The organism is Dellaglioa sp. CoH-55-MRSF-9 (assembly GCF_056782155.1).
In genome coordinates this window covers 60562-81810 of the sequence record NZ_JBXAYG010000003.1, presented here as the reverse complement: position 1 = coordinate 81810, position 21249 = coordinate 60562, and the positions used below count along the sequence as shown (strand labels likewise).

At 34.6% G+C, this 21249-nt stretch carries 20 protein-coding genes; 6 read left to right on the top strand and 14 right to left on the bottom strand.

The window, feature by feature from the left end; genetic code table 11:
• Nucleotides 1-13 precede the first annotated feature (13 nt).
• The 4 genes from pcrA to AC1RPV_RS04150 all read right to left on the bottom strand — a co-directional run bounded on the left by pcrA (nucleotide 14) and on the right by AC1RPV_RS04150 (nucleotide 5091).
• Nucleotides 14-2239 (bottom strand): DNA helicase PcrA, encoded by a 2226-nt coding sequence (gene pcrA / locus AC1RPV_RS04165; protein ID WP_481761574.1) that lies wholly within the window; start codon nucleotides 2237-2239, stop codon nucleotides 14-16.
• Nucleotides 2240-2383: 144 nt separating this feature from the next.
• Nucleotides 2384-3523, bottom strand: a complete 1140-nt coding sequence (locus AC1RPV_RS04160) for a 5-(carboxyamino)imidazole ribonucleotide synthase (protein WP_481761575.1) — start codon at nucleotides 3521-3523, stop codon at nucleotides 2384-2386.
• Between the two features lie 140 nt (nucleotides 3524-3663).
• Entirely contained in the window at nucleotides 3664-4236 is a 573-nt protein-coding gene (locus AC1RPV_RS04155; protein ID WP_409022073.1) for a xanthine phosphoribosyltransferase, read from the bottom strand.
• Between the two features lie 177 nt (nucleotides 4237-4413).
• Entirely contained in the window at nucleotides 4414-5091 is a 678-nt protein-coding gene (locus AC1RPV_RS04150; protein ID WP_481761576.1) for a glycoside hydrolase family 73 protein, read from the bottom strand.
• Between the two features lie 135 nt (nucleotides 5092-5226).
• Here AC1RPV_RS04150 and AC1RPV_RS04145 point away from each other — a divergent pair, with 135 nt between their 5' ends.
• From AC1RPV_RS04145 to AC1RPV_RS04135, 3 genes are all read left to right on the top strand, one after another.
• Nucleotides 5227-6204, top strand: coding sequence for a Gfo/Idh/MocA family protein (locus AC1RPV_RS04145; protein ID WP_481761577.1), 978 nt, complete (start codon nucleotides 5227-5229; stop codon nucleotides 6202-6204).
• An 89-nt stretch (nucleotides 6205-6293) separates the two neighbouring features.
• A complete protein-coding gene (locus AC1RPV_RS04140; protein WP_481761578.1) occupies nucleotides 6294-6989 on the top strand; it encodes a DNA/RNA non-specific endonuclease in 696 nt (231 codons plus the stop codon).
• Between the two features lie 20 nt (nucleotides 6990-7009).
• Nucleotides 7010-7387: a hypothetical protein gene (locus tag AC1RPV_RS04135; RefSeq protein WP_481761579.1), complete on the top strand. Its 378-nt coding sequence runs from the start codon at nucleotides 7010-7012 to the stop codon at nucleotides 7385-7387.
• An 80-nt stretch (nucleotides 7388-7467) separates the two neighbouring features.
• Here AC1RPV_RS04135 and AC1RPV_RS04130 read toward each other — a convergent pair whose 3' ends face one another.
• From AC1RPV_RS04130 to AC1RPV_RS04120, 3 genes are all read right to left on the bottom strand, one after another.
• Entirely contained in the window at nucleotides 7468-8058 is a 591-nt protein-coding gene (locus tag AC1RPV_RS04130) for an ECF transporter S component (protein WP_409022067.1), read from the bottom strand.
• A 146-nt stretch (nucleotides 8059-8204) separates the two neighbouring features.
• Nucleotides 8205-9173: an AEC family transporter gene (locus AC1RPV_RS04125; protein WP_409022066.1), complete on the bottom strand. Its 969-nt coding sequence runs from the start codon at nucleotides 9171-9173 to the stop codon at nucleotides 8205-8207.
• A 29-nt stretch (nucleotides 9174-9202) separates the two neighbouring features.
• Complete coding sequence (locus AC1RPV_RS04120) at nucleotides 9203-10843, bottom strand: malolactic enzyme (protein WP_481761580.1); 1641 nt, start codon at nucleotides 10841-10843, stop codon at nucleotides 9203-9205.
• A 136-nt stretch (nucleotides 10844-10979) separates the two neighbouring features.
• On the opposite strand from AC1RPV_RS04120, the gene AC1RPV_RS04115 reads away from it, so the two are divergent.
• From AC1RPV_RS04115 to AC1RPV_RS04105, 3 genes are all read left to right on the top strand, one after another.
• Complete coding sequence (locus AC1RPV_RS04115; RefSeq protein WP_481761581.1) at nucleotides 10980-11861, top strand: LysR family transcriptional regulator; 882 nt, start codon at nucleotides 10980-10982, stop codon at nucleotides 11859-11861.
• Nucleotides 11862-11998: 137 nt separating this feature from the next.
• Complete coding sequence (locus tag AC1RPV_RS04110) at nucleotides 11999-13309, top strand: Y-family DNA polymerase (RefSeq protein WP_481761582.1); 1311 nt, start codon at nucleotides 11999-12001, stop codon at nucleotides 13307-13309.
• Nucleotides 13302-13712 (top strand): hypothetical protein, encoded by a 411-nt coding sequence (locus AC1RPV_RS04105; RefSeq protein ID WP_481761583.1) that lies wholly within the window; start codon nucleotides 13302-13304, stop codon nucleotides 13710-13712. The genes AC1RPV_RS04110 and AC1RPV_RS04105 overlap by 8 nt, the downstream gene beginning before the upstream one ends.
• 114 nt (nucleotides 13713-13826) lie before the next feature.
• On the opposite strand, the gene recA is transcribed toward AC1RPV_RS04105, so the two are convergent.
• The 7 genes from recA to AC1RPV_RS04070 all read right to left on the bottom strand — a co-directional run bounded on the left by recA (nucleotide 13827) and on the right by AC1RPV_RS04070 (nucleotide 21067).
• On the bottom strand, nucleotides 13827-14987 hold the full coding sequence (gene recA / locus AC1RPV_RS04100; protein ID WP_481761584.1) for a recombinase RecA: 1161 nt from the start codon (nucleotides 14985-14987) through the stop codon (nucleotides 13827-13829).
• A 215-nt stretch (nucleotides 14988-15202) separates the two neighbouring features.
• Nucleotides 15203-15628 (bottom strand): MarR family winged helix-turn-helix transcriptional regulator, encoded by a 426-nt coding sequence (locus tag AC1RPV_RS04095; protein WP_409022061.1) that lies wholly within the window; start codon nucleotides 15626-15628, stop codon nucleotides 15203-15205.
• 168 nt (nucleotides 15629-15796) lie between these two features.
• Nucleotides 15797-16102, bottom strand: coding sequence for a rhodanese-like domain-containing protein (locus AC1RPV_RS04090; protein WP_481761585.1), 306 nt, complete (start codon nucleotides 16100-16102; stop codon nucleotides 15797-15799).
• 239 nt (nucleotides 16103-16341) lie between these two features.
• The gene (locus AC1RPV_RS04085; protein ID WP_481761586.1) at nucleotides 16342-17919 is read right to left on the bottom strand and encodes a BCCT family transporter; all 1578 of its coding nucleotides are present in this window, start codon (nucleotides 17917-17919) and stop codon (nucleotides 16342-16344) included.
• A 221-nt stretch (nucleotides 17920-18140) separates the two neighbouring features.
• Nucleotides 18141-18722, bottom strand: a complete 582-nt coding sequence (locus AC1RPV_RS04080) for a sugar O-acetyltransferase (protein ID WP_409022058.1) — start codon at nucleotides 18720-18722, stop codon at nucleotides 18141-18143.
• 201 nt (nucleotides 18723-18923) lie between these two features.
• Nucleotides 18924-19595 (bottom strand): N-acetylmannosamine-6-phosphate 2-epimerase, encoded by a 672-nt coding sequence (locus tag AC1RPV_RS04075; RefSeq protein WP_481761587.1) that lies wholly within the window; start codon nucleotides 19593-19595, stop codon nucleotides 18924-18926.
• 11 nt (nucleotides 19596-19606) lie between these two features.
• Entirely contained in the window at nucleotides 19607-21067 is a 1461-nt protein-coding gene (locus AC1RPV_RS04070; RefSeq protein ID WP_481761588.1) for a glycoside hydrolase family 1 protein, read from the bottom strand.
• Between the last annotated feature and the right edge of the window lie 182 nt (nucleotides 21068-21249).

Below are 21249 nucleotides of genomic sequence, written 5' to 3'. Positions count from 1 at the left end.
ACCCTCCTTTTATTTAGTCCACTTTTTTTGTAATTGGTGCAAAAGCTGTCAACAGACGCTTAATCCCTTGTTCTTTGAAAGCAATATCAAGTTCAGCATCCGAACCTGATCCTGAAACTTTAACGATTGTCCCAGTACCCCAAGCTTTATGTTCCACTTTTTCACCAATACGCCAAACAACTGCATCAGCACCTGTACCATTATCACGTTCAACGGTTTTAGCAGGTCGACGGTATGTTGTCGCCGTCGCACGTTGATTGGAATACGATGAATTACGAGATGGTGCTGCCGTTTGATTATCTAATTCAAGTAATGACTCATCTATTTCACCAATGAAACGTGAAGCTTGATTACTTTGACGACGACCATACAACATTCTTGAAAAAGCATTTGTTAAATATAATTTGCGTTCAGCACGAGTAATTCCGACATATGCTAAACGACGTTCTTCCTCAAGTTGATCATCTTCTAACATGGCACGAGAAAGAGGGAATATGCCTTCTTCCAATCCCATTAAAAAGATAACTGGAAATTCAAGTCCTTTAGCGGCATGTAATGTCATCAATGTGACTTCTTCAGGTTCTTCTTCAATATCATCTTGTGCAGAAACTAGTGCTAAATCAGCTAAGAAATCAACATAACGGTCACTATCATCTTCTTCAGCTTCCCAACGATCATCAAATTGCTGAGTTACAGACAAGAATTCTTCAACGTTTTCAAGTCGCGTTTCATTTTCAATCGTTTTCGTCTTTTTCAAATTAGCTTCATAACCTGATTGTTTTAAAATTTCTTTTGTTAACTCGGTCACATTCAAGAACTCACGCATTTTTTGTAATCCACGAATCATTGTGGCAAATTCTTGTAATGATTTTTCAGCTTTACCAGAAATATTAGCAAGCGCTGAGTTTTCAGCACCTTCAAGCATTGTCCAATTATTCATATCTGAAAATTCACGTAATTTGTCCACACTACTTGCACCGATACCGCGTTTTGGGACATTTACAATACGATCAAAACTCATTGAATCTTGATCATTAGCAATTAAACGAATGTAGCCTAAGATATCTCGAATTTCCAATCGCTCGTAGAATTTGTGTCCACCAACCATTTTGTAAGGAACGCTTGATTTTAAGAATGTCTCTTCAATCACACGAGACTGTGCATTCGTTCGATATAAAATGGCGAAATCACCGTAATTTAAGTGATTATCTTTAATTTGTTCTTGAATTTTTTCAACCACATAATGTGATTCATCATTTTCACTTTGGCCACGGTAGTAAGAAATTTTCTCACCATCTTTATTATCAGTCCAAAGACTCTTATCACTGCGGTTCGTATTATTATCAATAACTGCATTGGCAGCATTCAGAATTGTTTTCGTTGAACGATAGTTTTGTTCCAACTTAACAACATCAGCATCAGGATAATCTTTTTCAAAATTCATAATGTTATCCATGTTTGCCCCACGCCAACCGTAAATACTTTGGTCAGCATCCCCGACGACGCAGAGATTTTTGAAACGTTCAGCTAACATGTTTACTAAGGTATATTGTGCTTCATTAGTATCCTGATATTCATCCACATGGATATATTGAAATTTATTTTGATAAAAAGCCAATGTTTCAGGCTTTTCTTTAAATAAACGGATAGTTAACATAATTAAATCATCGAAATCAACTGCTTGATTTGAGCGTAACTCTTTTTGATATGCCGTATAAACTTTAGCTACCATTTGTTCGAACATACTTGCAGCACGTTCTGCGTATTCTTTTTCTGTTAATAAATCATTTTTTGCATTTGAAATTGCTCCTAAAACGGTTCTTGGGTCAAATTTTTGTGGATCAATATTTTGTTCTTTTAAAATACGTTTTACTAAAGTCTTTTGTTCACCTGGGTCGGCAATTGTAAATGCACGATTATAACCAATTTGGTCAATATCACGTCGCAAAATACGAACACAAAGTGCATGGAATGTTGAAACCCAAACATCTTCTGCCCCTTTGTTAAGTAATTTATTAACACGTTCGCGCATCTCTTTTGATGCTTTATTTGTAAATGTGATTGCTAATACGTTCCATGGATTGATACCTTTTTCTTCAATTAAGTAAGCAACGCGATGCGTTAATACTCGCGTTTTACCACTTCCAGCTCCAGCCATAATTAAGAGTGGTCCCTCTGTTTTTAGGACAGCTTCTTTTTGTTTGTTATTCATTCCGTTCAATAAGCTTTCAGTAGTCAAATTAATCAATCCTCTCTATAAATCAGTCATTATTTATTATAGCAAAAAAACGCCTTAACTTCTTTAATTTTTATGAATATATGTCTCAACTTGTTCATAAAAAAAGACGAACCGATTCAAAACGATTCATCCTTCTAATTTCATTTAATTTGTTGTTTCTTTTTTATCCCAAATGCCTGTATCTTCAATTTGATTCAATGCTTCACGAACTGAATCTGACTGAACCAAAATATGCCCAGCACGATCTAATTTATGATTTTCAGGGTAACGATAAAAATGGTAATACCAATTATTTTTAAGAACCCACTGTGTCTTTAAATCGGCACGTTCTTCTTCTTTTAATGACACCATAACAGTTGGTGCAAGGAATTTCACTTTTGATAGTGGCAATCCACAAATGGCACGTAAATGCTGTTCATACATGCTAACGTTTGTTGCTTTATCAAAAACATACCCTGATTGATGCATAGCGGGCACGACACGTTTAACATAAATTGCACCTGATTTAGTTACAAAGTAGCCAATTTCTAATGCGCCAGTGTAGTCTAGATTTTCCGCAACTTTAATGGCAATTTTATGCATTTCAGCAGAAATTTCTGTATCTAAGTTAGCTGGTACGATTGATTCGTGTAATCGATGATCACGATATTTATTTTCAACAGCTGGGAAAAAATTAATTTCCTTACCATTTTTGATAAGAACCATTGAGATTTCTTGTTCATAAGGAATCCATGATTCTAAAATATAGGTGCCACGTTCAACCAAGTACGCCGCATCTGAAATATCAGTTTGCGTATTGAGAACACTCTGGTAACTTTTACCAAACCCTTTTTGGATTGGTTTTAAAACGCTGGGATACCCAATTGAAAGTACAGAATTATACACATCTTCTAATGATACAATTGTTTCAAAAGGTGGAATATTAATATTTAATTGTTCAAAAAAAGCTCTTTCCAACAAGCGGTCTTGCATAATTTCTAATGCATTATACTTTTGTGGCACATAAGTATATTTTGAAATATATTCAATCACTTCTGAATTAACGTGTTCAGATTCATACGTCACAATATCTGTTCGTTCAGCGAATTCTTTCAATTTATCCTTATCATTCATCTTACCTACAACAGAATAATCTGCTAATTGAAGTGTCTCACTAACTTCATTTTGACTGTATGCTGCGATTTTAAACCCTAAATTTCTTGCAGCCATAGCCAACATTGCACCCGTTGGACTATCTCCGATTATTCCCAATGTACTTCCAGGAAAGATAACTTTTTTTTCCACTATATATTCACTACTTTCTACTTTTGCTTTATACCCTTAATCATACTGTTATCCCGCGGGGCAATCAAGTTTTAACAACCATAATTTAACAATTTTATAAGAAAATAAAAAAGAGCACATTTTGCGCTCTTTTCGTTAATTTAATCTTCAAAATGAACTTGATCACCATCAAATGATGAAATTTTAGCAAGTGATTCTAAACGTACGCCACGTTCATGAATTAATTCGGCACCTTTTTGGAATGATTTTTCAATTACAATTCCAATTCCAGCAATTTCTGCCTTAGCTTCGTCACAAATTTGGAAGAGTCCTTCAGCTGCTTGGCCATTTGCCAAGAAGTCATCAATGATTAAAACACGATCGTTTTCACCTAAAAACTTGTTGGCAACGGCAATTGTATTTTCAACTTTCTTTGTGTACGAGTAAACAGAAGCAGAATATAAATCATTTTGCATCGTAACGCTCTTATTTTTACGTGCGAAGACAACAGGAACATGAAATTGTAACCCAACGAATACTGCTGGGGCAATACCTGATGATTCAACTGTTAAAATTTTAGTAATTTTTTCATTTTTGAATAATTCAGCAAATTCCACACCCATTGCTAACATTAAATCAGGATCAACTTGGTGATTTAAAAATTGATCGACCTTCAATACATCTCCTGGTAATACAATACCATCTTGCATAATTCTGTCTTCTAAAAGTTTCACGTGGGGTACGCTCCTCTTGCTATTTATATTTTTTTGGGTATAAAAATAGCTTTTTCACTTCGGTATAAGTAAAAAAGCTACATTCCGGTTTTGAATGACTTAAGAATAACATAATATAAGGGTAATTTCAATTTGAATCTACTCATTTATCGTTATTATACTTGACATTAATCCCGTTTATTTATCATATTTATCTAAATGATATTGTTTAATGATATCTGTTAATTTTGTACTATAATCATTATCTGTTGCGTACCCATCAACTACTAAAGCTGCTGCTGCATCTTCGTAAGTTGCTGCAGAAAGAACGTCAGCAAATTGTGTTTTATTCCATGTATTTCCATTAGCTAATAATTTCGAATGAGACATAATTGCTTCGTCCCAATCTTTGAAGACGATAAATTTAGCCGTAACCGTCTTCCATGTGCCATCTTTTTCTTGTTCTTTAGTTTTGAAATCTTTTGCACGTGCGCCCGTTCCTTTAATTCCAAATAGGTTATTGTAGTCTTTAGCTAAAGAACTCGTTCCCCAATCAGATTCTAAGATAGCTTGTGCAATTGTAATACTAGAAAAGACTTTATATTTTTTTTGCATTTTTTGTGCTTCAGGTGCTACTTTCTTAATAAATGCTTGTTTTTTAGCTTCTGCTGCTGCTTTTTTTGCTGATTCACTTGCTTCAATTTTTGAGGTTGATAATGACGTCGCAATAGATTCATCTCGAGCAACATTCTTTTTATGAACGTTCATTGAAACAACGACTGTAATAATACCAAGAATTAAAATTAAAACAACAATATTCGCAACTTGAATTTTACCGTTCTTTACAAAAATCCCCCGACCATTTTTCTTTTTCATTAGTACACCCGTCCCTATACATTTAATTGTTTCACTTATTTTACCCTAATTCTATATCTATTACCATCGTATTTTTTCTCTTTTTATTAAATTTCTGTTAAGCTTGAGCTATCTTAAATGAGACAGGAGAACATAATGACAAAAAATTTAAATTGGGGAATTATTGGACTTGGTAACATCGCTCACAGCTTTACAACTTACTTTGATCAACCATTTGGTGAAATCTATGCCGCTGGCTCAAGAAACTTAGAAAAAGCGCAAACTTTTGCTAACGAATTTAATATTCCACATGCCTATGGTAACTATGAAGACTTATTAGCTGATGATGAAATTGACATCGTTTACATTGCGACACCTCACAACTACCATATCGACACAATCTTGGCTGCACTTAAAGCTGGCAAGCACGTCTTAAGTGAAAAAGCAATCACCATGACTAGTGATGAACTTAAACAAGCAACTGATTTAGCTGAAGAAAAAGGCTTGATTTTACAAGAAGCAATGACTATTTATCATATGCCACTTTATAAAAAAATTATTGAAGTAGCTGAAGAAAAAAAATTAGGCAAACTAAAAATGGTCCAAGCCTCATTTGGTAGTTTTAAAGATCCTGATCCAACAAATCGTTTCTTCAATCCTGATTTAGCTGGTGGCGCATTATTAGATATCGGTGTTTATGCATTAGCCTTTGTCCGTCAATTCATGACAGCCACACCAGAAATCACAGGTTCAGCAATGAATTTATTCGAATCAGGTGTTGACGAATCTGAAACGATTAGTTTACAAAATGCCAATAATGAACTCGCAACTGTTGCCTTAACATTCAGAGCTAAAATGCCTAAAATGGGTATTATTGCTTATGAAGGTGGTTACTTTACTGTTTACGATTATCCTCGAGCTAATAAAGCTGCTCTTGTATTATCTGATGGAACAGCTACAGAAATCACTGCCGGCCATACAAAACAAGCCATGAATTATGAAATTAAAGATGTTCAAGATATGGTTTTGGGTAATTTAAATCCTAAACCATTCTTAGAAAAAACAACAGATGTTATGTCAATAATGACACAAGCTCGTGAACAATGGGGCTTTAAATATCCTTTTGAAAAATAAGCTTCATCTGAAAAGTTATCACTAGAAATTGTTGATAACTTTTTTTAATTCCATGCTACACTAAAAGAAAAAGAGTTGGAGTTAATTTTATGAAACGAAAGAAACGTTATATTCAGAATCGAACACGTAATTATCTAATTGGACTTGCTGTCATTTTAGTTGTCTCCCTTTTCAGCGGAAAATTACCTAGTACTGTAAAAGATTTGCTACAAACAAATGGCAATTCAACTTCAGTCAATGTTAAAAATGGGACAGGAACAGCAAATACTAGTTCTATTAATAGTAGCAAGGCCATTAATGGAATTGTGGATAATGGTGCGCCAACCTTTTCAAAAAGTGATCTTGCAGATAATGCCAATGGTTGGATAAAATACGGCGCTCTTGACTCTCTTGGCCGTGCTACTCAGGCCAATGCTCTTTTAGTTAAAGCTTTAGAATCTAGAGGGTCATCAGCAGATTCTTCAATTCGACCAACTGGTTTTGTGTCAGGGCTGTCACCTTATTTTCATTCCCGTGGACATTTAATCGGTCGACAACTTGGTGGTAGTGGTGATAAAAAAGAAAATTTAGCAACATTATATCAAAACCCTGTTAACACACCCTACATGACCAAGTATGAAAACGCAGTTCGTGCAGCAGTTGATAAAGGAGATCATGTCCGTTATCAGGTAACACCAATTTTTTCTGGTAAGTCACTTTTCCCTAAAGCAATTCAAATGCAAGGTAAAAGTACAACTTCTTGGGGCAATATTAAATTTAATGTTACTATTTTGAATAAACGTTAATTCAAAGGAGTGTGTTATTCATGTTCACAGAATTAAAAAGTCAACTGATAGATTCAGCACCACAAACGCTACAACAATTATTACTTAATTCAAATATCCGTCAGACAAATGATGGCTATTTACAATTTCCTGGCAGCTCACTTCAAACACAATTTTTAGAAACAATGAACTTCTTGAAAACACCTGATACTATCTCTTTGAACTGGGATGACGTTTGTATCTTAGGTCAGACAATTGATGGTGATTATCTAGCAGGTGATCACTATTCAACAACCTTTTTTATTCCTAGTAGTCTGCTAGCAGATGATACTGAAATTCATCATATGCCTATAATCGACGCATTAATTGCACTAGAAAATGGAACATTAGATTCTAAAATTATTTCTAAATTCAACTAAAAAAAGTTATTAACAGCGAAATATCATTCGTTGTTAATAACTTTTTTATTTTTACCTATTAGCATCGTGTATTTTGTTCTCTAACTTTTCCGAACTATTTTTTGTAAAGGTCTTGCTATCAATGGCGCAACAATCCCTGCTAAAATCATCTCTGGAATACCGTTTGTGACAACTAGTCCCATAATATATGGTAATAATTGTGCCATATCAACTTTATAAAAATTAGCTGCTTGCCCATGATATAAAAGATAGATAAGGCCTAAAACTAAAACCGTATTAACCAATGAACCAAAAACAGAGGCAATAATCATGGCTAACGTTTTGTTTTTCCACCATTTATATAAAAAGTAAAAAATGACTGCTGTCACAATTCCAATTAAAATTCTTGGCACAATTGCTATAAGTGGATTTGTAAAAACAATGGGTGCAAGTGGACTAGTTGGCGACACAAACGCCCTGATAAATGTGATTAATCCCCAGACACCACCGATAAATGCACCATCTTTCCAGCCAAACACTAAAGCAGCAACAATCACCGTGATATGAATGGTTGTGATGCTTAAGGGGCCAACAGGGATGTAACCAAATAATGGCACAAAATTTTGAACAATAATGATTGAAATAAATAACGCCAAAATACTCATATGATATGTTTTATTATTAGTTTTCATCTACTTACTCCTACAAATTTAATCATTTCACTTCCGTTCCCTTATTATAACCGATTTAACGATTGTTACCATTTAATATGCAAAAAAATAGAACGTCACTAATTATAGAGGTAATCAGTGACGTTCTATTTTAAATAAATTTTATATTACATGAATGAGATAAGGGTCGTTAAAACAGGAACAACAATGATGAACAAGATTGTACTTGTTGTAACAATGTTTGTTGCGTATTTAACGTCTCCATGTGCTTCATTAGCTAAGATTGGTAATACGGCTAACATTGGTGTAGCTGATTGAACAATCAAAGTTTTTTGTAATAATGGTGCTAAATCTGCACCAGTTAAATGTGTACCTAAAAGAATAACAGCGATTAAAATGATTGGTGATAAAATAAAACGTCCAAGTAATGCAACGACTGTATCACGATCAAATCTGATACTCTTCAAACCGGCTTTAGCTAACACAATACCAATATAGATTAATGATAATGGTGTAACTAATCCACCAACATAACCTAATGTTTGGCTAATAAAATCAGGAACTGGAATTGCAAGAACCAAGAAGATTAATGCAACGATGAACCCAACAAGTGGCATTGGGATTACTTTAGCCCAGTTAATTTTCTTTTTCGTTTTATCTGATTTGTCTTTTGTTGGATCATCATTTGAAATTAAGAAAACACCAAATGCCCATGTTGAAACTGTATTAATAATATAGTAAACAAGGAAATATGAGATACTCTTATCGCCAAACAACGCAATATTTAAAGGTAAACCAATGAAAATTGTATTTGCATTAACAACGGCATTCATGAAGATACCACGACGACCAGGTTTGATGTTCAAGATATGAACAAGTGCCCATGCAATTAAGTAACCGATAATAACAGCAATTGCTGGGTAGAGTAAACTACCTGACAATGCAGCTAATTGATCACGTTTTAAATATTTTAAAACAGAAACGAAAATTGAAGCTGGTAAAGCAATTTTTGTAATTAATGATGAGATATTGCCACCAAATGAATCAGCGAACCAACCTTTAACTTGTAAAATGTATCCAAGTACCATCATCAAAACAACAACTAGAACACTTTGAATTGATTGGAAAAATACCATAATTAATTGTCCTTCTCTCTACGCTTTTTTTAGTATTTAGGTGTCCATTTCATATCTGAGACAGCCTTTTTAACATCTGTAATTGCTTCTTTGTTTAATTTTTGGTCAACAACACTTTGGGCAACTACTTCAGCAATTGTTTGTGAGAATTCTGCTAAATGTGTTACTGGTGGTAATACGGCAGCACCAACGGCTGTAGTATCAACGATTCCACCTAAAGCATGACTAGCTTGTGATAAGATTTCGCCATTAACTCTTGAAGATGTTGAAGCGATAATCCCAAATCCAAGACCTGGGTACATAAGTGCGTTGTTTGCTTGACCAATTTGGTAAGTAACACCTTTGTAATCAACATTATCAGCTGGAATACCAGTAGCAACTAAAGCTTTACCATCAGTCCATGCAATCAAATCTTCAGCCTTAGCTTCTGCTAATTTTGTAGGGTTTGATAATGGGAAGATGATTGGACGTTCAACATGTGAAGCCATGTCTTGAACAATTTCTTTTGTAAATGTACCAGGTTGTGTAGATGTACCAATCATAACAGTTGGTTGAACAGCTTTAACAACAGCTTCTAAAGAAGTTAATTCATCAGCATTAGCAAATTCTGAACGTTTATGCGTAAATTCTTTTTGGCCAGGTGTTAAGTCTTCTGTATCATCAAATAACAATCCTTGTTTATCAACTAAGAAGAAACGTTTGCGAGCATCTTCTTCTGAAACACCAGCGCGTTTCATTTCGTCCATAATTTGGTTAGCAATTCCGACACCAGCAGTACCAGCACCATAAGTAATAACTGTTTGGTCAACAATTGAACCTTTAGTGATACTTAGAGCACCTAAGATACCAGCTAAAACAACAATCCCTGTACCTTGGATATCATCATTAAATGTTGTGATTTCGTTTTGATATTTTTCAAGAATATTAGCAGCATTTGAACGGCCAAAATCTTCCCAATGTAATAACAATTCTGGGAACAAGTTCTTTGTACTTTGGACAAAGCCATCAACGAAGTCATAGTATTTGTCACCAGTTACACGTTCATGTTTGTTACCAAGGTATAATGGATCATTCAATAATGTTTCATTATTTGTTCCAGCATCAATAGAAACTGGTAAAACTTGTGAAGGATCAATTCCAGCAGCAGCTGTATAAACCATTAATTTACCAATTGCGATATCAACACCGTTGACACCCCAATCGCCCATACCTAAAATACCTTCAGCATCTGTCACAACGACTAAACGAATGTCACGTCCTGCAGCAGCATTTTTTAATGTTGCTTCGATATCTTCTGGATGATCAATTGATAAGAATGCAGCGTTTTGTGGATTTACATAAATTTCGTTGTATTCTTCGATTGAATCAGCAACAACTGGATCATAAACAACTGGCATAAATTCAGCCACATGTTGTCCCATTAAGTAGAAAAATAGTGTACGGTTTTCATTGAATAATTCCATTAAGAAATGGCGTTTTTCAAGACCAGTTTCTTTACTTAAATATTGTGCGTAGTTTTGTGTTGCTTGTTCTTCAATTGTTTGAACTTTAGCTGGTAACATACCAATAAGTCCTAATTCACGACGTTCTTCCATTGTAAATGCTGTACCTTTATTTACAAATGGGTTATTTAACATATCTTGTGCTTTTGTCATCATTAATTCCTCCATTATTTTTTTATATTTTATTTTCTCTTTAACTTACAAGAGCAAGAATACACCCCTTTAAAAATTATAGTCAAACATGTGTTATACTATAAATATTATTTATATGAGGATTATAAACGTTGATTTAGAGGAGATTATAATGAACATTCGAGATTTAGAATATTATCAACAAATAATTAATTTGAGAAATTTTTCAAAAGTTGCTCATTTTTTTTCAGTTAGTCAACCAACAATCACAACTGCAATGAAACGCTTAGAAACTGAATTAGACACAAATCTGATTATTCGTGATCAATCACATCATCAAGTTTCTTTTACACCAAGTGGTGAACAATTCGCTGAACATGTTAATATTATTCTCAAAGAATTAACAATTGCTAACCAAGAAATTAACCAACTTAAAAATGAGCACGTTCGATTTGGATTACCACCTATTATAGGAACGTACTATTTTCCGCAAATTGTCAGCAATTTATTTAATTCAGGTCTGATTAATCATCTAGATACAGTTGAGAACGGTTCCCAAGCCCTACTTCTTCAGTTAATAAACGGATCATTAGATATGGCTTTATTAGGTTCCGTTAAACCAATAGAAGATGACCGCTTAATTGCCAGAAATTTTGCATCTAAACACTTCAAGATTATCGTTAGCAAACATCATCCACTTGCTTCAAGAGAATCCGTTAAATTTTCTGAACTTCGAAATGAAAAATTTATTATGCAAAATGAGGGTTTTGTTCATCCAATCGCTTTTAAAGAGTTAACAACAAAAAATCATTTCAAACCAAAGATTATCTATACAACAAGTGACAGTCAGATTATTAAAAAAATGGTTACCGAAAATGTTGGTATTGGTTTTTTAACAGAACTAGCATTGGATGCTGCAGATGATTTAGTCTCACTCCCCTTATCGGAATTAGATCAACCTAAATTTTTAATGTCACTCGTTTATCGTACAAGTCATATTTTAACGCCTACACAAGCAAAATTAATTGACGTTTTAATTGATCCTTCTATCTAATAAGAGAATAACTTATACCTTAAATATAAAGGTATAAGTTATTCTTTTTATTATTTATAGCACCGCTTGACTAAATATCATTGACTAAAGAAACGTATGTTCGTATAATTGGATATATGTTAAGGAGGTTTCCTCGAATGTACAATTATAGTAACGAACCTAGAAAAGTCATCTTTATGATTGATTCAAAATCTTTCTATGCTTCTGTCGAATCAGTTGCACGCGGTCTTAATCCATTACGCTCTATTCTCGTTGTTATGTCTACAGCAAAGAATACAGGTAGCGGGTTAGTACTAGCTGCTAGCCCTATGGCTAAGAAAATATTTGGTATCACAAACGTATCACGAGCTACTGATGTTCCAATTCATGATAAACGTTTAGTTGTTGCCCAACCCAGAATGAATCTTTACATAGAAGAGAACTTAAAAATCAATAAGCTATTTCAACAATTTGCCTCAAATGACGATATTCACCCATACTCTATCGATGAGTCAATTATTGATATGACGACTAGTTGGAAACTTTTCGGAAATAGTCCCTATGAAGTTGCTCGTAAAATTCAACTTGCGGTCAAAGGGGAAACAGGAATTTATACAACCGTTGGTATTGGTGATAATCCACTTCTTGCTAAATTAGCTCTGGATATTGAAGCAAAACATAACCATAGTTTAATTGCTGAATGGCATTATGAAGACGTCCCCGATAAGTTATGGCCAATAACACAACTTGACGATATCTGGTCAATTGGATCTAAAACTGCCGAAAAATTACAAAAAAATCATATCAATTCAATGAACGATTTAGCTCACTTCAACCCATATGAATTAAAAAACAAATTTGGCGTAATTGGTAGCCAATTATTTGCGTTTTCTTGGGGAATTGATCGTTCAATCATTCATGATAAATATACCCCCAAGGAAAAATCCTATGGTAATAGCCAAGTCTTACCAAAAGACTATGTTATCCAATCTGAAATTGAAGTCGTTATTCGTGAAATTGCAGAACAAGTAGCAGCACGATTACGTTCTCATCACAAAGTGGCTACTGTCATTAATTTAGGCATTGGATTTTCTTTAGCCGAAACGACAGATTCTGGAAAAAGATATTCAGGCTTTGGTAGTTCATTAAAAATTGATTCAACAAATAGTAATGCCCAAATCACAAAATATGCCATCGACCTATTTCGAAAAAAATGGCGTCATGAAGCTCTAAGACATATTAGTATTTCGTGTGGCAAATTAGTTGACGATAATAGTCAACAATTAGACATGTTTGACACTAATAATACGGAACAAAAGAATCACAACTTGGACAATACCATTGACATCATACGAAAAAAATATGGTTTTAAATCGATCGTAAAACTTTCCAGTAAGTCTGAAGGTGCAACAGCTATTTATCGCGCTGGGTTAGTCGGTGGCCATGCTGGGGGTAATACCTATGAGTAAAACAACTGATGTTGATGCAAATTTGATAAATCAATTTTTAAAATATGATTATCACGATCGCGGTATGATGAAATGGCAAGGATTCTATTTAAGCGACCATACATCGGCTCGAACAAAAAAATTAAACGAAGAGACACGAAAACAGAAATTAACACATGACATTAAGATGAATGATACTAAAATTGCAGAAGTAATCAATTTGGCAATCATTAAATCCACCCCTGTCACTGTTGATCTCACTAATAAAAATTTGGATGATACACTTTTAGAACCTATACAGGGACTCATTAATGGCTGGTATGAAGATAATATAATTATCAATCATATCACCGTTAAAATTAATGATATTCATGCAATATCATTAAGCCAAATGACTAATGGAGAAGGTAGAAGAAGTATATAAGTAGATAACTTCTACTTACTATACTTCTTCTACCTTTTTTGTTTGATTAATTATAAAAAAACCTCCAGTATTGGATTGGTCCAATACTGGAGGTTCACTTTACTATTTTTTTTATTAAGCTTCTGGTAAATCTAATGTTTCGATTTTTGAATCTAACACTGGAGCATCGTCAGCTTTTTTAACTTTTTTAGTTGTTTTCTTTGGTGCTGCTGATTCTTCCTTAACTTCTTTAGCAGGTTCTTCATCGGGTGCAAATAATTTTGCACGAACTTCTTGGTCCATATCATGTAACATATCAGGTTTTTGTTCCAAAATATTAACGACATTTGGTTTACCTTGACCTAAACGTTCGCCATGGTATGAGAACCATGACCCAGCTTTTTCAGCAATACCATTTTCAACAGCAAGATCTAAGATATCAGCAGTAGCTGAGATACCTGACCCGTACATCATATTTAATTCAGCAATCTTAAATGGTGGTGCTACCTTGTTTTTAACAACTTTAATAGTTGTTTCATTACCAATGACATCCGTACCATCTTTAATTTGTCCACGGCGACGAACATCTAAGCGAATTGTTGCGTAGAATTTTAAGGCACGGCCACCTGGTGTTGTTTCAGGGCTACCGAACATGACACCAACTTTTTCACGTAATTGATTAATAAAAATAACAGTTGTTCTTGTTTTGTTGATTGAACCAGCCAATTTACGGAGAGCTTGTGACATCATACGAGCTTGTAACCCAACATGAGCGTCACCCATTTCGCCTTCAATTTCTGCACGAGGAACTAAAGCTGCAACTGAATCGATAACGACAAGATCAACGGCACCACTGGATACCAAAGCATCTGCAATTTCTAATCCTTGTTCACCAGTATCTGGCTGTGATAATAGTAATCCATCAATATCAACACCTAATGCTGTTGCATATGCGGGATCCATGGCATTTTCAGCATCGATATAAGCAACTGTACCACCATTTTTTTGGACTTCTGCTGTTGCATGAAGTGCAATTGTTGTTTTACCAGAACTTTCTGGTCCGTATATTTCAACAATACGGCCTTTAGGAAAACCACCAACTCCCAATGCGTAATCCAATGATAAAATCCCAGTTGAAGTAACATCAATCTTCGTGTCAGCTTTGTCCCCCATCTTCATGATGGCACCTTGTCCGAATTCTTTTGTAATTGCTGATAACGCTTTTTCTAGTGCTGCTTCGCGTTCTTTACCGTCTTTTCTTTTGCCGTCTCCGGTTGCAATACTTCTGTTAGCCATAGTTAGTAACCATCCTCTCAATAGTAGAACATCTGTTCGTTTCCATTTACTTATCATACCTCATTAAAATTTATATCGCAAGCGTTAAATCATCTTTACCGAAAATAAAAAGAACGATGCAATTATCGTTCTTACTAGGTATCGATGTATTCAATTATACTGCATGCTCATTAATTAAGTACGCCATTTTCTTAAATAATTTCTATTTATTTAACTTATTCCATCGATTCAATCTGACTAATTGTCTCTTTTAAAACGCGTCTGAACGTTGCAAGATCCTGCCCTGTAACTTGCGTTTCCAATTTACTTTCCAATTGATTCCAAAAGTCACTATTAAAAGTTGTTAGACCTTTATACTTATCCGTAACAGATAAGTGAACAACTCGTTTATCTGTTATATCAGCCTTTTTTTCCACTAATCCTAATGTGATTAATTTTTTCAAATGGTAATTCGTATTTGGCGTTGATTGATTCAACAATTTTGAAACGCGTCCAATTGTTGGACTGTTCAACTGTTCGATCGCATTTAGATAATAAGTATCAATTGTCCCCAATTGTTTAATGTTCATTAGTCCATCTTGTTTCCCATACAAGCTCAACAACTGATTTAATTTGTTGAAAGTCCCACTTAACTCAATCATTTTGACCCTCCTAGTTATAGATCGCCTTAGTTCCCACCCAAAATAAAGCAAAAAATTATTGATTTCTAATACATAAATGTTTATTTGACTTATTATAATGTAAAAAGAGGCGTATACACAAGTAATACGTCCCCGATTTTAATAAAAATATGTTATCACTGAAAACGTTTAACTACCTGTAACTGTTGAACCTTGCCAGCTAAGCATTCCGCCATATACATCAACAACATCATAACCTTTTTCAAATAGGATATCTGCAGCTTGTGCACTACGACGTCCTGATCGACAAATAATATATGCTTTACCTGTTAATTCATAATCGTCAACTTCATCTAACGGAATATTAATTGACCCAGGAATATGGCCTTCAGCAAACTCGTCATCTTCTCGAACATCAATAATCTGTGGCTTTTGTGCTAATAATAGGTCAAGTTCCGTAGTCGTAATTGTTGGAATATCATCTTCAAAGTTCATTTAGTTACCCTCTTTTATTTAGTTATGGTTTTTATTAGTCTGTATCAATTTATTATCTATATTATCATATGTTTTTATTTCATATTTTTCAAATATTTAGATTTTAATATTGATAGATTTAGAAGGCTCTAAGGTAAGACTTACGTCTCTTTTTAATTGGGAACAGCGTAGGTTATAACATAATACTAAAAATGGGTACTAAAAAGCCACTCCATAATAACGGAGTGGCCTCTTTATATTTAATTATTACTATCATGTATCACATGTTGATAAGAAACTAAGTTCTTCTTTAATTTTCCAAAAATTTTAACCAATGAATCATGAGCACTTTCCGTTGAACGATCTTCGGCTAAGTACTGCCACGTTGAAATAATCAATAACAGTGACACAAAAATTAATGGGAACCCAGCTAATAAACAGATAGCTTGGATTGTTTTAAAACCACCAACGAAGACGATACCAAATGAGAATAACATGAAAATTCCCATCCAAACCAAGCGGTTAAACAAACTTGGTTGCTCTGTCGGTTTGAGTTTTGTACTAGTAAACGACGACACGATAAATGCAGATGATGAAATCGTCGTTGCTAAGAAGATAAAACATGAAATCGCATAGATAACTAACATTACGTATTTAAATGGCAATGTTGAAATAACTTGTGCAATTGCTGCAGCTTGACCATATACATTCAGTGTATGAATTAAATCAGCAGCTCCACTTTGTTGTAAATAGAGTGAATAACCACCTAAGATTGCGTAGAAACTCATACATCCTAAAGCACCATACGCAAGCATCCCTAATATCACCTGACGAATCGTTCGTCCACGCGAAATTCTAGCAATGAATAAGCCCATGAATGGCATGAAAGTTAACCACCAACCCCAATAGAAAATAGTTTCCGATTTAACAGGGTCAATCGCATGACCTAATCCTGAAGCTGTCCCTGTACTCATTGCTACAAACTGAGTAACCATCAGTACAAGACTGTTACCTTCTGACTTCAAAATATAAACCGTTGGTCCAACTAACAGAACAATTAACAAAAAGCCAATGGCTGTCCAAATATGAGCTGAACTCAATCGATCAATCCCACCCTTAATTCCTTTAAACATGGTTAACGTGAAAATGCTGAACAGGACAACAAATAATGCTAATTTTAAAAGTATTGTATCTTGGACTCCCGTTAATGTTGCGATAATTTTTGATAATACAGGTATTTCCATCCCAACTGATGAACCAACACCGCCCATAATACCGAAAACGACAAGAAAATCAATTATTTTTCGTAAGATTTTTTTATAAGGCTGATCCCCTTTTAACATAGGAATCACATCACTAACACACATAACTTTCGCTTTTTTAACGTACATAACGTATGAAATAATTACAGCTGAAGATGCAAACATCATCCACGCCATTGGACCCCAATCAAATTGACCTAACATGTGAGCATTTTGATAATTAGCAGGAGACATCGCTTTAGCACCAAACAAAGGTTGTTGCACGTAGCGAAGTGGATCAACCATGCTAAGCATTAAAATACTGGCATCAATGGCCGTCGCAAATACCATACTACCCCATTTAAAATCACTGTATGCCGGCTTTTCGCCTTTATTACCCAATGTAATTTTGCCATAATGGCTTAATGCAATATATAAAAAGAAAACAAAATTGAGAATATAGATACCAAGGTAAGCCCAACTCAAGTGGGCCGTAATAGCATCCATTATTGAACCTAATTCTGCCTTCAAACCAGACCCACCGAGTAATAATCCAACTGATACTAAAATAAATAATGCCACAGTCGGTAAAAACATTTTTTTGTCGATATTCTGTTTTTCTAAAATAAAAATTTCCTCCTAAATTTTAGAGCACGATCTTTAATTCATCGCCGTACTCACTCCGATAATTCTGCTTTTAATTGCACAAAAAAAGCACACTGATACAGTTTCTCCACTAGGGATATCTGCACAGCGTGCTTGTTAGCTTTGCTATCTTATACAAATACTCATAACGTAAATTATAATATTCTATCGAATCACTTACCTGGACTCACGTCACCGTTATCATCTAGATAACGAATAATTCGTGCCGGGTTACCCGCAATTACGAGATCATCACCAAACGATTTTGTGACCACAGATCCAGCGCCGACAACGACTCGATTACCAATCGTAACTCCTGGTAAAATCGTGACGTGTCCACCCATCCAGACACTATCACCAACCGTAATTGGTTTACCCATTTCAACATCCGCATCACGTAATTTTGCAGATAAGGGGTGTACTGGCGTGTAAAATCCAACGTCTGGTCCAATGTAACAATGATCACCAATTGTGATTGGACAAGTGTCCAACATCGTTAAATGGTAGTTCGCATAAAAGTGATTTCCGATATGAATATTAAATCCATAATCAAATTCGATTCCCGTTTCGGCCCAAAAGTCTTCACCGGAATCAGCCAATAATGCTTTAATATTTGTATTTTGTTGCTTATTATCGTCAAGCTGGTTAATTGTCCGCAGTTTTCTCCGAATCAGTTCTCGTCGTTCAACTAGTTCAGGATCCAACTGCTCATACGGTTCACCATCTGACATCTTTTCTCTCTCAGTTTTTATCATGTTATAAGAATACCACTTATGTCATGATTTGTTAAATAGAAATTTATTTTCTATAAACACAGTAAAATAAAGCTATTTTATTAACATTAATTGAATTGGATTAATTTTAATTAGAGTAAATTTTAACCCTATTATTACAGAAAAATCTTCTAATAACAATTCACAGCATATTCGCTGTTCATCAATCATTAGAAGATTTATTTAACTTATTTTATCAACAAATAGTTGTGTTATTTGTTTAGGTCTTGTAATAACGCCACCGACAACTGCCGAAAATGCGCCAATATCAAATGCTCTCTTAACTTCTTCTGGAGTCGTTGTATGACCCTCCATAATAACAGGGATTTTAAGATTTTTAATTAACTTTTCTAGTAAATCAAAATCTGGGCTATCCCTTTCGTCCGTATATTCTGTATATCCTGACATCGTTGTAGAAACCATATCAAATCCATTTTTTTCAGCCATAACGCCTTCTTCATAATTAGAAATATCTGCCATGGCTAATCTATTTCCTTCATGAATTTTATTGACTAAATCAGTTACCTTTTCATTATGAGGCCGTTGTCTAACCGTTGCATCTAATGCAATAATCTCAGCGTCAGTTTCCAGTAATTCATCTACTTCTTTCATCGTTGCTGTAATATAGACTTCTGAATCTGCATAATCTCGTTTGATTATGCCAATCAACGGTAATTTTACTTGTTTTTTAATTTCTACAATATCAGAAACTGAATTTGCTCGTATCCCCACAGCACCACCCATCTCAGCTGCAAGGGCCATTCTCCCCATGATAAATGAACTAAATAATGGTTCACCTTCTAGTGCCTGACAAGAAACAACTAACCCATTCTTTATTTCATCTAAATTCATCATATTATCTCCCTTTATATATCACTAGCATTTGTCTCAATAACTTGTTTATACCAATCAAAACTATCTTTCTTGTAACGTTTCAATGAGCCATTTCCATCGTCATCTTGATCAACATAAATGAACCCATAACGTTTACTCATTTCTGAAGTTGATGCGCTAATTAAATCAATGCAGCCCCACATTGTGTACCCCATTAAATCAACACCATCCATAACAGCTTCTTTCATTTGAATGATATGTTCTTCAAGATACTTAATGCGATAGTCATCATGAACTTTGCCATCATCGCCTAACTTATCTAGGGCCCCAATTCCATTTTCAACAATAAATAGTGGCACACGGTAACGATCCCACATTGCATTCAATGTGATTCTTAATCCAATGGGATCAATTTGCCAACCCCAGTCACTTGTTTCTAAGTAAGGATTTTTTTCACCATTAATCATATTTCCTAACGATGTATCACCCGTTTTGCCAGCTGAAGTGACCGTTGACATATAATAACTAAAACTAAGGAACGCAACTTTGCCCATTTTAAGAATAGCTTCATCCCCTGGCTCCATCACAATATGAACATCATTTTCTTTGAAATAGCGGTTCATGTATTCAGGGTATTCGCCGCGGACTTGAACATCGGTGAAGAACAAGTTTAAATTATCATTTTCTTGAGCGGCACGAACATCTGCTGGATTAGGCGTTGATGGATAAGTTTGCATTCTAGCAAGCATACAACCTACCACAAAATCAGGATTAATTTTCCGTGCTTGTTCAACTACCAAAGCACTTGCGATAAATTGGTGATGAACAGCTTGATACCGAATTTGTAATTGTTCTCTCTGTGTTAATTCACTGTCAACAGCACCCGTTTCCATGAAACCAAATGAGCTAACATTAATTTCGTTAAACGTTAACCAATATTTAACCTTATCTTTAAAACGGTTAAGTACAACGTCCGTGTAATGTGTAAAACTAGCAATTGTGTCACGGCTTACCCACCCATTTTGTTTAACTGTCAAATCAAGTGGCATTTCATAATGCGATAATGTGACAACAGGTTCAATATCATACTTAGCTAACTCATCAAAAACGCGGTCATAAAATGCTAACCCAGCTTCATTGGGTTCCGTTTCATTACCATTTGGAAAAATTCGTGCCCATGCCATAGACATCCGGTATGTTTTAAAACCCATTTCTGCAAATAATTTAATATCTTCTTTATAATTATGATAGAAATCAATCCCACGACGTTTTGGATAATGGTCAGTGGTTTTATCGTCCATCGCTTCTTCAATGACTTTCATTGTGACAGAACCAAGATTCATTTCTGTTCTTTTTTCAGATTTACGAATAACTTCAGCAGTAGTCATCCCTTTGCCATCTAAATCCCAGCCACCTTCAACTTGGTTTGCAGCTGTTGCGCCACCCCATAAGAAACCTTTTTTAAACCCTTTTGGATAATCTGTTTTATACATATTAATACACTCCTTCAAAGTTTTTTGTTTAACTTATGTATCTGTGAACTATTTCAAATAGAGGTTTTACTAGTTTTTTTCAAAAAAATTACCTATTGATAACTAAACAAATAGTTATCAATAGGTAATGCCTGATCGAATCAGTTACAGCCCTTATTTGACAAATTAAGTATATCAAATAT

Coding starts and splice junctions, on each gene's coding strand:
- AC1RPV_RS04150 (WP_481761576.1), bottom strand. CDS start 5,091: ATGAAAAAGAAAAATGGTCGGGGGATTTTTGTAAAGAACGGTAAAATT.
- AC1RPV_RS04145 (WP_481761577.1), top strand. CDS start 5,227: ATGACAAAAAATTTAAATTGGGGAATTATTGGACTTGGTAACATCGCT.
- AC1RPV_RS04140 (WP_481761578.1), top strand. CDS start 6,294: ATGAAACGAAAGAAACGTTATATTCAGAATCGAACACGTAATTATCTA.
- AC1RPV_RS04135 (WP_481761579.1), top strand. CDS start 7,010: ATGTTCACAGAATTAAAAAGTCAACTGATAGATTCAGCACCACAAACG.
- AC1RPV_RS04130 (WP_409022067.1), bottom strand. CDS start 8,058: ATGAAAACTAATAATAAAACATATCATATGAGTATTTTGGCGTTATTT.
- AC1RPV_RS04125 (WP_409022066.1), bottom strand. CDS start 9,173: ATGGTATTTTTCCAATCAATTCAAAGTGTTCTAGTTGTTGTTTTGATG.
- AC1RPV_RS04120 (WP_481761580.1), bottom strand. CDS start 10,843: ATGGAGGAATTAATGATGACAAAAGCACAAGATATGTTAAATAACCCA.
- AC1RPV_RS04115 (WP_481761581.1), top strand. CDS start 10,980: ATGAACATTCGAGATTTAGAATATTATCAACAAATAATTAATTTGAGA.
- AC1RPV_RS04110 (WP_481761582.1), top strand. CDS start 11,999: ATGTACAATTATAGTAACGAACCTAGAAAAGTCATCTTTATGATTGAT.
- AC1RPV_RS04105 (WP_481761583.1), top strand. CDS start 13,302: ATGAGTAAAACAACTGATGTTGATGCAAATTTGATAAATCAATTTTTA.
- recA (WP_481761584.1), bottom strand. CDS start 14,987: ATGGCTAACAGAAGTATTGCAACCGGAGACGGCAAAAGAAAAGACGGT.
- AC1RPV_RS04095 (WP_409022061.1), bottom strand. CDS start 15,628: ATGATTGAGTTAAGTGGGACTTTCAACAAATTAAATCAGTTGTTGAGC.
- AC1RPV_RS04090 (WP_481761585.1), bottom strand. CDS start 16,102: ATGAACTTTGAAGATGATATTCCAACAATTACGACTACGGAACTTGAC.
- AC1RPV_RS04085 (WP_481761586.1), bottom strand. CDS start 17,919: ATGTTTTTACCGACTGTGGCATTATTTATTTTAGTATCAGTTGGATTA.
- AC1RPV_RS04080 (WP_409022058.1), bottom strand. CDS start 18,722: ATGATAAAAACTGAGAGAGAAAAGATGTCAGATGGTGAACCGTATGAG.
- AC1RPV_RS04075 (WP_481761587.1), bottom strand. CDS start 19,595: ATGATGAATTTAGATGAAATAAAGAATGGGTTAGTTGTTTCTTGTCAG.
- AC1RPV_RS04070 (WP_481761588.1), bottom strand. CDS start 21,067: ATGTATAAAACAGATTATCCAAAAGGGTTTAAAAAAGGTTTCTTATGG.